The organism is Pontibacter anaerobius (assembly GCF_026241195.1).
Classification (GTDB): domain Bacteria; phylum Bacteroidota; class Bacteroidia; order Cytophagales; family Hymenobacteraceae; genus Pontibacter; species Pontibacter anaerobius.
In genome coordinates this window covers 489,027-504,990 of sequence record NZ_JAPFQO010000002.1, presented here as the reverse complement: position 1 = coordinate 504,990, position 15,964 = coordinate 489,027, and the positions used below count along the sequence as shown (strand labels likewise).

Genomic DNA, 15,964 nt, shown 5'->3' with positions numbered 1-15,964 from the left:
GACATAAGTATAAATACTTGCGCGATAAGGTCCAGAGGTGAAAGCATAATGTATGACTTATGCAGTTTAGAACTTATACCTCATACGAAACCCCCATCTGCGCAATAGTAACCGGCCAGCCCAATTCATCTGTAATTTTCAGTCGTAGCGCCTCGCTGGCCTGGGCCTCTCCGTGGTTCAGAAACACTTGCGAAGGTGCCGCTTTTAGGTGTCTTAGCCACCACATCAGGTCATCCTGGTCGCCGTGGGCTGATAGGGAGCCAATCTGCCTAATCTCTGCCTGCACTTTATAGTACTCCCCATGTATCTTTAGCTCGCTGGCGCCAGTGCGGAGCAGGTTGCCCCGTGTACCCGGCGCTTGAAAACCTACTAGCAACACGGTGTTTACGCTGTTATCCAGCAGCTTTGCCAGGTAGTATAGCACGCGCCCGCCAGTTACCATGCCGCTTCCGGCAATAATTATTTTAGGACCCTTTTTATCAAGTACCCGCAAGGTCTGCTCAAACTCCCGGATGACATGCACATCGCGCATCATGGTTTCGCACTCCTCGTTGGTTAGGCTGTGCCAGTTGCGGTGGTGCAGGTAAAGGGAGGTTACGTCAATGCCCATGGGCGTATCCAGGAATATCGGGATGGGAGGGATGCTCTTCTCCTGGCGCAGGGTGTTGAGCAGCAGCAACAGTTCCTGCGCGCGCTCCACCGCAAAACTAGGGATTATAAGTATGCCCCCTTTCTCATATGTATGGTTTACCACTTCAGCCAGCTCCTCGTAAGGCGACAACTCACTGTGCAGGCGGTCTCCGTAAGTGGATTCTAATACTAGGTATTCGGCCTCTTTTGCGAATACGGGTGGCTCCATTAACAGCGGGCGTCTGCGGCCAAGGTCACCTGAAAACACAAACTTTCGCCCCTGGCACCTGAGCTCGACAAAAGCAGACCCCAGTATATGCCCGCTTCTTCGGAAACAGAATTTAAAATCCTCGTTGATGATCACCCACTCCCCATCTTCATGTGTCTCAAAAAGCGGCATGGTCAGGTCCACATCGGCCTCGGTATAGAGTGGCTGGGCCGGGTGGTGTTTGGAGTAGCCCCCTTCGTTGGCCTGTAAGGCATCCTCTTCCTGAATGCGGGCGCTGTCGCGGAGAATGATTTCTGTCACATCGCGTGTTGGAAGCGTGGAGTAGACAGGACCATCGTAGCCGTCTTTAACCAGCACGGGCAGGTAGCCGCAGTGGTCCAGGTGGCCGTGGGTAAGTATAATGGCATCCAGTTGCTCCAGGTCTATTGGTAGTTTTTGCCAGTTAAGCAGGCGCAGCTGCTTCAGGCCCTGGAACAGGCCACAGTCGATAAGTACCTGGTGACGCTCCGTACGGACTAATATTTTGGAGCCGGTTACAGTGCCGGCACCACCTAAAAACTGCAGTTGCACTGGAGATGGTTCTGGAATCATAGTTTTTGGGATGGAAGATGTTTTACGGCCTCAATTTAAAACGAAGTGCTATCATAAAAGTTGATATCCATCACTTTACCAGAAAATGCCGGAAATTTTTGTTTATACTTTGCAAAAACGGGAGCAGCAGCTTAACCTTAAATTAACTCACGCTTATACTTTGTTTCAGCTGTTCGGCTTAACTTAGCGATATGAAACGCTTGAAGATATTTATACTTGCTCTGCTGTTGGCCGCCCCGGCATGGGCGCAGGTAGACTCTGCGCAGCATGTGGAGCCTGGACGCCGCAACAGTCCGGAGCAGATACAGAAGCCATACGTTATCATGATTTCTGTGGATGGGTTCCGGTATGACTATGCCGATAAGTATGACGCCGCAAATCTGCAGGCACTAAGAGCCCAGGGAGTACAGGCAGAGTCGATGCTGCCCTCGTTCCCTTCCAAGACTTTCCCGAACCATTATACATTAGTTACAGGCATGTACCCGGCCAGCCACGGCCTCATCAATAACTACTTTTATGACCCGCAACGAAAGGAGCACTACTCTATGCGGAACAGAGAGAAGGTAGAAGATGGCAGCTGGTATGGCGGTGTGCCCCTGTGGGTGCTGGCAGAGCAAAACCAATTGCTGTCGGCTAGTTACTACTGGGTAGGCTCTGAAGCTCCGGTGCAAAACACGCGCCCTACCTACTGGTATAAGTATAGCGAAGAGGTTCCGTTCGATATACGTGTGCAGACAGTGGTTAACTGGTTAAACCTTCCGGAAGAAAAGCGGCCACACCTGATCACGTTTTACCTGCCGGAGGTAGACCACGCCGGACATCGGTTCGGCCCCGACACCCCGGAAACTGCACAGGCGGTAAAGAAACTGGACGACAGAATGAAGCAACTGACTGAAGCCGTAGCTACCACAGGGCTACCGGTAAACTACATTTTTGTGTCGGATCACGGTATGACGCAGATAGACCAGGAAAACACACTGCCGCTGCCCGCTGCTATAGACACGGCCGACTTTTTGGTGTCGGGTGGCGGCATGGTGGTGGAGCTGCACGCTAAAGATAAAAGCGCAATCAAACCAACCTACAAAAAGCTAAAGAGAGAGGCCAACGGAGCCTACCAGGTATACACAAAAGGCAAACTGCCCAACCGCCTGCATTACGGTAAAAAAGACGATGCGTATAACCGCGTGGGAGATATACTGCTGCTGACAGATGCGCCAAAGGTTTTCCATTTCTCAAGCCGTAAACCTTCTCCGGGTGCCCACGGCTATGACCCTACCGTAGTTAAAGACATGCACGCGACCTTCTACGCCTGGGGCCCGGACATTAAGGAAGGTGTTAAACTGGCCTCTTTTACCAATGTACAAGTATACGCTATAGTGGCTAAACTGCTCGGTTTAAGGTATACACATGCTATTGATGGCGATTGTAAGGTAGCCAAAGCCATACTGAAGTAGGTCTACTAAAACTATAAAGCGAGAGCCGATGTACTGGCGTGTCTTCCTTTTGCTATGTTTAACCGTAAATTACCTGCCTGGCAAGTATACCTGCAAGCCAACAGCCAGGTTAAGCCCCGAAGAGCCACTGCCAACCGAAATATCGGCGCTACTGCGGGTATAGCCTAGAATACCTTCCAGGGCTACGTTCTGGGCCACAAAGTGGGCATAGCCGGCTCTAAGGCCAAAGATGCCTGAGAAAACCGAATCGCCTTCGCTATCTTCCTCTGAGCTGCCGGCAATACCGGCCACCACCTCGCCAAACCAGCGGTGGGTAGGGGCAGCACCCTCCGGAAAGTAATAGCGCGCAAAAGGCGTCAGGCCATAGCGGAATGTTTCGCCTCCATCATAAATATCCAGCCCCAACTGCACCTCGGCACCTAAGGCTGCATTGTCGCTCACAAAGTAGCCGGCGCGCGGGTTAACATTCAGCGTGAAAAAGTCAGAGTCAAAGTTAAAACCTATGTCACCGATCGAAGCACCGATGATCCAGTTGCCTTGCCGCACAGCGTCAGCAGAAACTGGGGCTGTGGTTTGTGGCCCCCGCTCCCTGATTTCTTCTTCCACCTGTGCTGCAGCGGAAAATCCGAAAAAGGCCAATAATGCAGATAGTAGTAGTGTTCTTTTCATAGCTTCTTAAAAATATATAGGTGTAGATAAGATTAGGACCAGGTGCAAACAATACTGGTATTTGTTTTAACGAACTGGTAATTAAATAGTTATTGTATATGATGAAGCTATGTGATGCTATAGTATGATGCCCAATCAGGGAAGTGCGCTGTTAGGACAAGCTCTGCAGCTACTCGTGCTAAGGGCTAAACATAGGTTTGCTAAGCCTCTAAAAACTAACGCGCCAGTTGCACAATTTATACTTTAGCTTTCAGTGCAAAGAAGAATAGGGATATAAGTAGTTCTTTTATACTATATTAGCTCTCTCAATCAAAGAAACATGATGTCAAAAACAATTATCGCCCTGCTGCTACTGTTTTTGCCTGCCACTTTTGCCGCACAAGCTCAGTCACGTAAAGACAAGAAAATGCTGGAGCGACTTCTTCGGAAGCAAGACGACTCACTGTTAAACGCAGTGCTGCGTAAGCCAGAGAAATACCATTTGCAGATTATCTACACCCAGATAGACCGTGACGAGGAAAACCGGGCAAGCTTTAAAACTTATACTTTGGGGCTTGATACGACGCGCTATTTCTATCCCGCCAGTACCGTAAAGCTAGCCGCCGCTGCCGCTGCCCTGGAAAAGTTGAATGACCTGGATATTGAAGGGCTAAACAAGTACACTTCTCTCCGCATAGACAGTGCATACGCGCAACAATCCCGCGTAACAGCGGACACCACTGCGGCGAACAACCTGCCTTCTGTGGCACACTATATCCGGAAGATATTTTTGGTAAGCGATAACGATGCTTTTAACCGGTTGTATGAGTTTGTTGGGCAGAAGCGACTCAACAAAACACTACACGACAAGGGATATAAAGAAGTGCGCTTACTGCACCGCCTGTCTGTTCTGGATGGGGAGGAACGAGCCCGCTACACCAACCCGGTAACATTCTATACGCCGGAGGGAGAAGTGCTTTATGAGCAGCCATTGCTGTATAATCCGCATACCTACCCCAATAAGCTAAGCACTACCAGCCTGGGCAAAGGCTATTACAGCAATGGCAAGCTTATTAAAAAGCCGATGGATTTCTCAGATAAAAACTACATTTCGTTGCCTAGCCTGCATGGTATTCTGCAATCCTTGGTGCTGCCGGATGCCGTAGACCCGAAACGCCGCTTTAACCTAACGGAGGAGGATTATACTTTTCTGTACCGCTACATGAGCATGCTACCCCGCGAGAGCGACTATCCCAAGTATGACTCCACCGAGTATTACGACAGTTACGTGAAGTTTTTGCTTTTCGGAGATTCTGAAAAGAAGATGCCGGAGCATATCCGCATCTTTAACAAAGTGGGGAATGCCTACGGGTATATGATTGATAATGCCTACGTCGTGGATTTTGAGAATCAGGTGGAGTTTCTGCTTTCAGCGGTTATACTTGCCAATGAAGACATGGTCTTTAACAGCGACGATTACCAGTATGAAACCGTGGCGCTTCCTTTTCTAGCTAAACTAGGGAAAGCCGTACATAAGCACGAACTGCAGCGCAAGCGTAAGTATAAGCCGAACCTCGAACGATACATGCTAAAGTATGAGGTACCGTAAAATCAGGCACTGAAAAGGTGTGTAAATGAAAAAGCCCCACAAGATGCAGGGCTTTTTCTTATTTATAATGAAATTAAGGTGAGACTCGCTTATTCAACGGTAATAGTTACTGATTCCTCTGCATTGTTACCTTGCTCGTCGGTGGCCTCTACGGTCATGACATAAGCACCTACCGGCGCGTCAGCTGGCAATGTTACGTCAAGTTCCAGGTTTTTCTGGCGGTTGTCATTCAGGAAATCATTGATGTCGTCATCTTCGATTTCGCTGGTGGTGCCGCCCGGGTTGGTTACCCAAACTTTAATGTTCTCCAGGCCTTCGTTGTCTGTAACATTTGCTCTAAACTCTACTACATCACCAGCCGCATACACTGCATTGTCAGTAGGAGAGGAAATGGTAATTGTTGGAGCAGTTACATCCAGGTCAACTTCGTCATCGTCATCATCGCAGGCAACAAATGCAAAACTCAGGAACATCAGGAATAGCCAATTCAACTTCTTCATAGCTTGTTCAATTTAAAGTGATAATAAAAATACATTGTTTAGATAGCTTTATTGTAATATAGCTGGCTAAATCAACATAGCCGTACAACTGTACAGCACCTTAAACGGCGTGTTCCTGATTAGGTTTTGGATTTAAATTTGGTGCAATTATTCAAAGACCATATTTCTTTAAAATATCCTATTTATCAATAATATATTCTGATGACTTACAAAAAAAAGGAGCTTCTTTTAGAGCTCCTTCCCAAAATTTATCCTGATTATTTACTGGCTTTATAATCTGCCATAATGCCGTCGCAGATCCAGTTAGCAAGGGCTTGCCTGTTGTTTGGGATCACAAAGCGCCGCTGGTCCTTATCGTTTTTAATGTTGCCAAGCTCCACGAAAACTGTTGGCGGATGGCTGTATTTAACGACATACAAACTACTGCGCGGCGTTACTGTGCCAAAATACTCACGGTTGGGCTGGTAACGGTTATACTTATTTGTAAACACCTCGTGTATTCGCTCTGCCAGTGCCAGTCCAGGCGCACTGTTCTCATGGTGATAGAAGAACACGTCAATGTTTTTGCCTTTGCTGCGGCTGTCTATGTGTATAGAAAGCATGCGCTGGTGGGCACCCTTGTGTTTCAGGTAGAGGCGGTTTATATCAGCCACCCGGTTTCGAAGGCGCTGTTTATGGTCGTAAGGTATAGGTTTGCCAAAGTAACTTACCTCATCGGTATCCATCTTCAGTATGTTCTCATCCCGAATGCCGTCATCCTCATCCTTAATGATCATGTACACTATAGCACCATGCTCCATCAGGCGGCGTGCCAGCCTCACCGTTACATCATAGGCATATTCATCTTCGCTCAACTGGTATGGGCCATACTTGCCAATAGCTCCCGGATCAGGGCCGCTGTGTCCGGCCACCAAGTAATATACCGTGCCCTGTAGCTGCCTGTCTATTACCTCTACGCGCTCATAGCCCTTGCCAAATAGAGGCTCCGTGAAAATAGTGGGAGAGGAGGGGACCGGTACAACAGCTAAAGTTTTCTCGGCTACAGCCGCTGTACCTGCCGAAGCTGTTGGCAACAGATAGGTTTTGCCGGCAAAAAGACTGTTGCCTTGCCCTAACTGATCTTGGTTTAACTCCACGAAAGGCTGTAGGTGTTCAGCTGGGTTAAGTCCGTGGCGGCGAAGCAACAGGTAGATACCGTCTCCGTCTTCGGCCACAACTTTAGGATAGTCCTGGCTAAAAAGGAGGGAGGCGTTTAAAAAAAGGGTGAAAGTAAGTATAAGTTTCCGCAAGGTTCTTACTGTTAATATCCTACTATCTCTTACGCTCCGATAGTATAAAAAATTTTACAAGCTTGAAAATATTCGGCTGAAACAGGTTTAAAGTTATACTTTTTAGATGACTTTTTCACAACGCAAAGGACGCCGATTAATTAAAATTACTATTCAGGAAACAGGGTAGGGATAAAAAAGAGCCCCACTTTGTTTAGGTGAGGCTCTGGTATAAACCTATTACTTTATTTGGATATAAGTTTGATCATTGTGCCGCTTTCAACCCGATCTGTCAGTTCCATTCCGTTTAGTATAGCTAGCTCATCCCTGCGGTCACTCGGTACATTATACTTTTGGAAGATCTGTGCCAGCGTTGCCGTCTGTTGCACCGTTTCAACATTAATACGCTCTGGTTTTCGACTCAGTTTATCCGCCTCAGTAAGCTCCGCAAAATTTTGCATGGTATTACTGAAGGTCTGGAAATAGCTGTTAAAGTTATCCGCAGTCGTGATGCCCATGAGGCTATAGTTATTACCATTGTAACGGATCAGGTACGTCAGTGTCCGGATGACCTGCTGCTGCTGTTGTTGCTGTTGCTGGTCGGCAACAATGGCAAGTGCGGGCAGGCCATTTACAGTTACACTCTTAGACTCAACTGGCTGTAGGTTATAACCCTGCATTAGCTTCTGCGCTGCTTCCTCCAGTGTTTCGCCGGGTACCAGCATCAGGTTCATCATTGCTTTACCGTCTTTTGGTGCCATTTGGAACACCTGCGGGGAGTTCATATAACCCCAGTCAGTGGGTATCGGGAACCTGAACTTTAGCTCCGGATGGTAAAATACGCTGTTTTCTACAAAGCCTTGCCGAGGGTCTTCGCCATATACCATTCCGTCAATACGTTTCAGGTAACTGTTGCGCTCTACCTGGGCAGTTGTCAGGTTTTCCTTTTTCTTCCATTGCGCTGCCAGTTCATGCACAGTGGTATAGCGATCGCCCGGGTTAGGGTGTGTTGAGAGGAAGTCTGGGATAGCAGCACCGTTTGCTGCCTGCTGCCGCTGTAGCGTCAGGAAGAAATCGGCCATCTCAGCTGCGTCATAACCGATTTTAGTAGAATATTCTACGCCGAGCTCATCCGACTCCCGCTCGTCGTCACGTCCGAACTTTAAGAAAAGCAAGCCTAGACCTTGTGAGGCTACATCGCCGAACTGCGCAAACTCTGGCGATATTACCATACCGGCAATTAGCCCGAGCTGTGCCAGCGTGGCCTTAGACTGCTGTTGTACCGAATGGCGTGCCGTGATGTGGCCTATTTCATGGCCGAGTACACCTGCAAACTGCGCCTCGTTATTGAAATGCGCCATTATGCCACGCGTAAAGTAAACGTAGCCGCCAGGTAGCGCAAAGGCATTTATTACCGGGGAGTCTACGATCTTAAACTCATACTTGAGGTCCGGGCGATGCGAGACAGCGGCCATAGCCTGGCCTTTTTGCTGAATAAACTGTTGCAGTGACTTATCATCGTATAGTCCGAATTGCGCTATTACTGCCGGGTCTGTCTGCGCACCTAGTGCAATTTCCTGTTCCTCAGACATCAGTACGAGGTCTTTTTTACCCGTAACCGGATTGGTAGAGCAGGAATTGAACAGCATCAGGATAATACCTATACTTGCGACCAAAATATTTTTTTTCATAGTAGTTCTGTTTTTAGCTCCCTATGCAGGCTGTAATGGAGGGCCTATATAAGGAATGTTAAATTTTTAATTTGAACGGAGTAGAAAAATGTTTAGTTGCGAGCGGGTGAATTGGAGGAGAATTTGTTGTGTGTTTATACTTGGTTATGCGCATTGCCTATTATTATAGGCAACTATTATCTATTTCACTATTTAACATAAAGTACATTATAAGTGACACTTAAAATAGATAAATATTCATCGTACATTATAAGTCTTATAATCTATATTATGTTAAGTAATGGATGTTTATAGCTGCATAGACCTTTACAAATTATGTATAACTCTACTCCTTTGCCTTTTAAAATATAGTAGCACAAAAAAAGGAGAAGCTTTCAGGCCTCTCCTTTTTTATATCTTAATCTATTCTATTTCTTAGTTAAGCTTAGCGGATATCTTCTCTGCATCAGCTTTACGTCCCAGGCGTGTATACACGTTTACCAGGTTTTGCATAGTCGCCTTGTCTTCAGGCTGAATCTCATGTGCTTTCTCAAAGTATGGCAAAGCTGACTGATAATACTTCTTAGCCTCAGCCTCTACAGCTTTACCTTTCTTCTGGTAAGTTGCATAGTCCATTTTAGCGGCCTTGTTGTTTACCTCAGCACCTCTGTTGTACTCTAAAACACCTAAGTTATAGTATGCGTCAAAGTTAGTTGGGTCTGCCTCAATGGCTTTTTTGTATACTGCACGTGCTCCGTCCAGATCCTTCTTACGCTCCAGCAAGTTACCTTTTACTGCATAAAGGCTTGCGTTTTTAGGATCAGCTTCGATTGCTTTGTCCAGTTTTGCCATTGCTTCGTCAGCGCGGTCGTTTTTCAGGTAGTACTTCAGTTCTTCCTGCATCAGGTACACACTGTTCGGGTGCTCCTCAAGGCCTGCCGCCAACGTTGCCATTACGGCATCGTCGCTAGCCTCAGTGGCCTGCTGCAGCTGTACTTTGGCTTTGTAAACGTCTTCCGTTTTGTGGTTCATTTTCAGCAGCTCGTCGTAAAAACCAATTGCCTGGTCATACTTTTTGTCTGCTGTGGAAGCATAAGCCGCATAAAGTACGGCAGTTGTATCCTGAGGGCTTATTTTGTGCGCCAGTTCATACTTCTGGATGGCATTTGGCCAGTCCTGGTTATTGTGGAACTCTACAGCCTGGTTCAGTACCTGGCCATACAGCATCTGCTTGCGCTCCGGCACCTGCTTGCCATACTCACCATTTTCACCGTCCAGTTCTACAGCCTTATCAAACGACTCCAGAATTACGATTGGGGTATTCTCATCGGTCAGTTTACCGTAGATCGGGTTGCCGATCATGTCCTGATAAATCACGCCACGGTAGAACCAGGTCTTCGCTTTATCCTTTGTTTTTTTATGCTCGGTGGCTTTCTCAATGTCAGTCAGTGCTTTGTCAAGCGTACCATTCTTGTGGTTAAGGACTGCACTGTTCACAGCCGAGTTTTGAGCGCTTGCAACCGAAATGGTACCGGCTACTAAGGCTGTCAAAAGTACTTTTTTCATACTTAAATAATGGTTTGTGTGGTTTTTTGCTTAACGTATTATACTTCTAAATAATTCGTTACTAGTAATTTAGGCTTCTTCTGTAGCATCAGGGTCTATCATAGAGTCTGGCTGCAGCGTATCTTCCGGGCTTGGCTCGGATTGCTCCAGCACCGCCTCTTCTACATCCTCCTCATTTTCTACCTCTACTTTTGCTACCGATGAGATCTGGTCGCCTTCGTTTAGCTTTATCAGACGAACACCCTGTGTAGCACGACCGATCACGCGAAGATCGCTAACACGCAATCTGATCGTAATGCCTGACCGGTTAATGATCATCAGGTCGTCGCTATCGATTACGCCTTTAATCGCTACAAGTTTACCTGTTTTATCGGTAATGTTCATCGTCTTCACTCCCTTGCCGCCACGGTTCGTGATGCGGTATTCCTCCAGAAGGGAGCGCTTGCCGAAGCCTTTCTCAGAAACTACCAACAAGTTGGTGTCCTCATTCTCTACACAAACCATACCAATAACCTTATCGTCCGGTCCGGCCAACGTAACGGCGCGTACACCGGCGGCTGTACGGCCCATTGGGCGCACCTGGGTCTCGTTAAAGCGGATGGCCCTACCCGACTCCAGCGCAATCACGATCTCGCTGGTGGTATTCGTCAGCTGAACGTCCAGCAAACGGTCGCCCTCGTTGATTGATATGGCGTTAATGCCGTTTGTTCTTGGTCGGGAATACGCCTCCAGCACAGTTTTCTTGATAGTGCCCTGCTCCGTGATAAATACCAGGTTGTGGTTGAGTACGTAGTCCTGGTTTTTCAGGTCATGCACGTTCAACACGGCGCGCACATTATCGTCTTTCTCGATCTGGATGAGGTTCTGGATGGCGCGACCCTTGGTGGTCTTCCCTCCTTCCGGAATCTCGTAAACCTTCAGCCAGAACACACGCCCGAATTCTGTGAAGAACAGCATGTGGTGGTGTGTATTGGCTACGAACAGGTGCTCGGTAAAGTCACTTTCTTTGGATGCAGCCACTCCCCTGGAGCCTACGCCACCACGGCTCTGGCTGCGGTACTCGTTCAGGGAGGTACGCTTGATATATCCCTCGTGGGAGATGGTGATAACCATATTCTCCTCCGGGATCATGTCTTCGTAAGAGATGTCGCCGGTGCTGGCCTCAATGCCGGTGCGGCGGCCATCACCGTAACGATCTCTTATTTCCGTCAGCTCATCTTTGATGATCTGCATGCGCAGACCCTCATCGTTCAGAATGGAAGTCAGGTAATCGATCAGTTTCATGATCTCCTGGTACTCCGCCTGTATCTTGTCGCGCTCCAGGCCGGTGAGGCGCTGCAGACGCATATCCAGAATGGCGCGGGCCTGTATCTCGCTAAGTGCGAAGCGCTCCATCAAGCCATTACGGGCAATCTCCGGGTCACGAGACGAGCGGATCAGGTTGATCACCTCGTCCAGGTTATCCAGTGCAATTAGCAAGCCTTCCAGGATGTGAGCGCGTTTCTTCGCCTCATCCAGTTCGTACTGCGTTCTGCGGATAACTACCTCATGCCGGTGATCAACGAAGTGCTTGATCAGATCCTTCAGGTTCAGCGTCATCGGGCGTCCTTTAACCAGGGCCACGTTGTTCACGCCAAAGGATGACTGCAGCTGCGTATACTTATAAAGGTTGTTCAGTACCACATTCGGTATTGCGTCACGCTTTAGGTCGTACACAATACGCAAACCGTCACGGTCAGACTCATCACGCAGATCGGCGATGCCTTCAATCTTCTTATCGTTTATGAGCGCAGCCGTTTTTTCGATCAGAGAGGCTTTGTTCACCATGTAAGGGATCTCAGTTACAATGATCTGCTCCTTACCACTCGGCGTTGTCTCGAAGTTAGCGCGGCCCCGCATCAGCACACGTCCACGACCTGTCTCGAAAGCAGACTTAACGCCGTCATAGCCGTGAATAATGCCTCCAGTCGGGAAGTCAGGTGCAGTGATGTGCTGCATCAGTTCCGCTATGGTAATATCGTTGTTATCGATAAAGGCTATGATACCGTTCACCACCTCTGTGAGGTTGTGCGGCGCCATGTTGGTAGCCATACCTACCGCAATACCGGATGTGCCGTTGATCAGCAGGTTCGGTAGTTTGGCTGGCATAACGCTCGGCTCTTTCAGCGAGTCGTCGAAGTTTGGTACAAAATCTACCGTATTCTTCTCCAGGTCAGCCAGCAGCTCATCGGCAATGCGCTTGAGGCGTGCCTCGGTATAACGCATGGCTGCCGGGGAGTCCCCGTCAATGGAGCCGTAGTTGCCCTGTCCGTCTACCAGCGGGTAGCGTAGCGACCAGTCCTGGGCCATACGCACCATGGTTTCGTAAACCGAAGAGTCACCGTGCGGGTGGTACTTACCGAGCACCTCCCCTACGATACGGGCAGATTTTTTGTAGGCCTTGTTATAGGATACCCCCAGTTCAGACATACCGTACAGCACGCGGCGGTGTACCGGCTTTAATCCATCCCGAACATCGGGTAAGGCTCTGGAAATGATAACAGACATTGAGTAGTCGATGTACGCACCGCGCATTTCGTCTTCAATGTTGATCGGTATTATTCGTTCGCCTTCTTGCATGTTAAAAGGTCTAAAATAATGTAAATGGTGTGATAGAAAGGGCAAGTTAGGCAAAAATGGCCTTACCGCCTATATAGCTTATTCCTTATTTTTGGCTTTAGAGTGCCCCTCGTGTGTTTTTTCCTGCGAAACCTTGTCCAGTTTCTCCCCTATTTTCGGGTTTTGTTTTTTCCAGATAGGCTGTCCGCGGTACTCCTGTTCGCCATGGATATGCTCCATGCGGACATGACACACCGTGATCGGACAAGCTGGTTTACAGGAAACTATAGAAGCGGAAAGCAGCGCAAAGCCAAGTATGAAAAGTGGTTTTTTGTTTGTCATGGGGTTAGTTTATGAGACCCTTTTGCAATAGTGGGGCACTCAAATCCATATCATACAAAAATAAGCATTTTTGCTGACATTCAACACTATTCTGGTAGCAATATTACGGTGGTCCCTGTTAGGGCAAAAGACTAGAGCGGGTGAAAACCATTCACGGTAAAACCACCATCTACAGCTAAGGTTTGGCCGGTAATGTACGCTGCGGCTGGCAGGCACAGAAACGCCACGGCACCGGCTACATCTTCCGGTTTGCCAATTTGCTGCATCGGTGTCCGGCTGATGACGTTGTTGTAGAAATCAGGGTTCTGCAGCACTGTTTGCGCCAACGGTGTGCTGATGTACCAAGGGGCCACGGCATTAACCCGTATGCCATCTTTTGCCCATTCCACAGCCAGGTTTCTGGTTAGCTGCGTAAGGGCGGCCTTGGTCATGCCATAGATGCTGCCGGTGCGCACATGCACTAAACCCGCCACAGAGGTAACATGCACAATATTGCCCTGTTCCGACTTCTGCAGCATAGGGTACAAGAGCCTGTTCAGCTCAAAAGCTGACTGTAGGTTGGTTTGCATGATAAAGCTATACTCCTCAGAAGTATACGCTTCAGTTGGCTTGCGTATATTGGTGCCGGCATTGTTCACCAGGATATCGAGCAGCCCCCACTCCTGCTGCACCCAGCTGGCCACGGCTGTTCGGCCTTCCGCCTGACTCACGTCTGCAGACAAGGTATGCAGGCGCTCCGGGTGCTTTGCCTTCAGCTTGTCCAGGTCTTCCTGTTTGCGGGCTATCGCAAGCACCTCAGCGCCCAGACCCAGAAGTTCCTCTACGGTTGCTTCACCTATTCCCTTAGATCCCCCGGTTACCACTGCTCTTTTACCTGTCAGCTGCCATCTGTTTTGTGCCATATAGTTTATAGTTATTTCAAAACGCTTTAATAAAAATGTTACAATGATATCGCTATCTGAAGGCTAATATAAGTATAAAATGTATAGTGCGGCTAGAATTGATAGTTACCGCTAATAATCTTAACTTACTGTAGTTGATGGCTCACTTTATGCTTTATAACTTAAATTGTTGCTATGAAAATAATGTATTTGCTCCTGCTACTCGCCTTCTCCGGCCAGCTTGTTTTGGCACAGTCTACCAGGCTGTCCGGTTTAGAAGCAGATAATAACCTGAGGCTCCTTGGCACCGATGGTACCAGTTCTGCCGTGCGGCTCTTCGATAACAGGTATGCAGGCGTGAAAGGCAATCCATTCTTCAGAAATGAATGGTGTAAAGCAAAAATCTATATGGGTAACCTTGTCTTTGAGGACGTGAATGTTAAGTATGATTTATATGACAACAAGCTACTAATCAAAAACTCCGAGGGAAAGGTATATGAAGCCTTGCCTGTAAAAGTTAACCAATTAGAGTTACAGGACAGCCTGACGCATCAAACGTATGTTATGAAGCGTGCTGATGCAATGGGTGCAGCAGATCTGCAGCTGGCGCAGAGACTTGCCATATCAATCTACGAAGGGGATAAGGTAAAGCTTTATTTGATGCCCCAAAAAACATTGCTAAAGGCAAGTTACCAGGAGAGCTATAGTGCCAACAGAACGCAGGATGAGTTTGTCTATAAAGAAGACTATTACCTGATCACGCCTGGCAACGCAGTGAAAAACGTGAAGCTATCTAAAAGGAACCTGCTGAAAGCACTACCCAATAAACAAAAAGAAGTGGAGGCATATATTGCATCAGAGCGTATAAATTTAGGCACAGCTAGTGGGTGGGCAAAAGCTCTGGCGTTCTACGAAAGCCTTTGACTTTTTAAGACAAACGTTTTCCTAGGGCTGTCCTTTGATCCGGGACCAATACGACATCAGGTACTCGCCGTCAACTTTAGGGCGATTGTTTATTTCCTCGAACTGTAGGTTGCCCTGCTTGTCCTGCCATACTTTGTATACAAACACATAGCCGCCTCCACTTTTCTTCCAGCCGTCAAACTTTCCGAAACGAAGGTCATTAATCAATAAGGCTCCATCGTCTGTTTTCTCTACAGTATAGTACCCCTTGGTAAGTTGGAGCAGCCGCTCAAGCTCAGGGTGCCCGCGGTAAGGTGCTAAGAGCTCTTTGTTTGCGGGCTCGTAATCATAGGTTATTTCCTGGTTTTCATCTAGCAGCGAGTAAAACCCGTTGTAAAAGCCATCCTCGCCTTCCGCTGTAACAGACCAGAAAACCGTATTCATGGGCGTAGGTTTGCTGATGTAGGAAGTATAGCGGATATCCTGCCTGCTCATACTTTGCTCAAAGACCCGGTTGGCCATACTTTTACCTATAAAAGACCAAAGCAGGTAAGCCGAACTGATGGCAAGCCCGGCATAATTTAAGAACTGGCGTTTCGGGCTGAGCCGGTTATAGAAGGCTGCCGTTGCAACCAGCACCAGGAATGGCAGTGTGTAGGCCGGGTCAACCACAAAAACATTGTAAAAGGCAACGCCATAGTTTGAGAACGGCCAGAAAAGCTGGGTGCCCCAGGTGGTGCAGCTGTCCAAAAGTATGTGGGTTACGAAGCCAAGAAAAAACAGTAGTGTCCAGTCGCGGGTGGTGGCGGTGGCATTTTTGTAGAGGCGGTGCAGCAGCCAGCCAAGTATAGGCGACATCACCACCGCGAACAAAAAAGAATGAGTCAGGGAGCGGTGGAAGCTTAACTGTTGCACGGGGCTCAGCCACGGGTTCATCAGCACATCCAGATCCGGAATGGTGCCGGCAATGGCTCCCCACAGCATGGCTTTGTTGCCAAGCTTTTTTCCTGCCACAGCCTCTCCTACAGAGGCGCCTAAAACTATTTGGGTTAATGAATCCATTTAAGATGCTAAA

Annotated in this window: 13 protein-coding genes; 3 read left to right on the top strand and 10 right to left on the bottom strand. The window is 48.1% G+C overall.

Annotation, left to right across the window (positions count from 1 at the left end):
* Positions 1–73 precede the first annotated feature (73 nt).
* The gene (locus OO017_RS05510) at positions 74–1,450 is read right to left on the bottom strand and encodes an MBL fold metallo-hydrolase RNA specificity domain-containing protein (RefSeq protein WP_266051451.1); all 1,377 of its coding nucleotides are present in this window, start codon (positions 1,448–1,450) and stop codon (positions 74–76) included.
* Between the two features lie 191 nt (positions 1,451–1,641).
* On the opposite strand from OO017_RS05510, the gene OO017_RS05505 reads away from it, so the two are divergent.
* Positions 1,642–2,904 carry an alkaline phosphatase family protein gene (locus OO017_RS05505; RefSeq protein WP_266051450.1) on the top strand — a complete coding sequence of 421 codons (1,263 nt, stop codon included), beginning with the start codon at positions 1,642–1,644 and terminating at the stop codon, positions 2,902–2,904.
* 69 nt (positions 2,905–2,973) lie between these two features.
* Here the strand turns inward: OO017_RS05505 and OO017_RS05500 are convergent, their stop codons facing one another.
* Complete coding sequence (locus OO017_RS05500; protein WP_266051449.1) at positions 2,974–3,573, bottom strand: hypothetical protein; 600 nt, start codon at positions 3,571–3,573, stop codon at positions 2,974–2,976.
* 319 nt (positions 3,574–3,892) lie between these two features.
* Here OO017_RS05500 and OO017_RS05495 point away from each other — a divergent pair, with 319 nt between their 5' ends.
* Positions 3,893–5,161, top strand: coding sequence for a serine hydrolase (locus tag OO017_RS05495; RefSeq protein ID WP_266051448.1), 1,269 nt, complete (start codon positions 3,893–3,895; stop codon positions 5,159–5,161).
* A gap of 89 nt (positions 5,162–5,250) precedes the next feature.
* Here the strand turns inward: OO017_RS05495 and OO017_RS05490 are convergent, their stop codons facing one another.
* The 7 genes from OO017_RS05490 to OO017_RS05460 all read right to left on the bottom strand — a co-directional run bounded on the left by OO017_RS05490 (position 5,251) and on the right by OO017_RS05460 (position 14,007).
* The gene (locus OO017_RS05490; protein WP_266051447.1) at positions 5,251–5,661 is read right to left on the bottom strand and encodes a DUF4625 domain-containing protein; all 411 of its coding nucleotides are present in this window, start codon (positions 5,659–5,661) and stop codon (positions 5,251–5,253) included.
* A gap of 257 nt (positions 5,662–5,918) precedes the next feature.
* Entirely contained in the window at positions 5,919–6,875 is a 957-nt protein-coding gene (locus OO017_RS05485) for an N-acetylmuramoyl-L-alanine amidase family protein (RefSeq protein ID WP_369426408.1), read from the bottom strand.
* 299 nt (positions 6,876–7,174) lie between these two features.
* Entirely contained in the window at positions 7,175–8,620 is a 1,446-nt protein-coding gene (locus OO017_RS05480) for a M48 family metalloprotease (protein WP_266051446.1), read from the bottom strand.
* Between the two features lie 414 nt (positions 8,621–9,034).
* A complete protein-coding gene (locus tag OO017_RS05475) occupies positions 9,035–10,165 on the bottom strand; it encodes a tetratricopeptide repeat protein (protein ID WP_266051445.1) in 1,131 nt (376 codons plus the stop codon).
* 69 nt (positions 10,166–10,234) lie between these two features.
* Entirely contained in the window at positions 10,235–12,784 is a 2,550-nt protein-coding gene (gene gyrA / locus OO017_RS05470) for a DNA gyrase subunit A (RefSeq protein WP_266051444.1), read from the bottom strand.
* 78 nt (positions 12,785–12,862) lie between these two features.
* The gene (locus OO017_RS05465; RefSeq protein WP_266051443.1) at positions 12,863–13,105 is read right to left on the bottom strand and encodes a hypothetical protein; all 243 of its coding nucleotides are present in this window, start codon (positions 13,103–13,105) and stop codon (positions 12,863–12,865) included.
* 131 nt (positions 13,106–13,236) lie between these two features.
* Positions 13,237–14,007 (bottom strand): SDR family oxidoreductase, encoded by a 771-nt coding sequence (locus tag OO017_RS05460; protein WP_266051442.1) that lies wholly within the window; start codon positions 14,005–14,007, stop codon positions 13,237–13,239.
* Positions 14,008–14,181: 174 nt separating this feature from the next.
* Here OO017_RS05460 and OO017_RS05455 point away from each other — a divergent pair, with 174 nt between their 5' ends.
* Positions 14,182–14,910: a hypothetical protein gene (locus tag OO017_RS05455; protein ID WP_266051441.1), complete on the top strand. Its 729-nt coding sequence runs from the start codon at positions 14,182–14,184 to the stop codon at positions 14,908–14,910.
* Between the two features lie 21 nt (positions 14,911–14,931).
* Here OO017_RS05455 and OO017_RS05450 read toward each other — a convergent pair whose 3' ends face one another.
* Positions 14,932–15,951 carry a metal-dependent hydrolase gene (locus OO017_RS05450; RefSeq protein WP_266051440.1) on the bottom strand — a complete coding sequence of 340 codons (1,020 nt, stop codon included), beginning with the start codon at positions 15,949–15,951 and terminating at the stop codon, positions 14,932–14,934.
* Positions 15,952–15,964 lie beyond the last annotated feature (13 nt).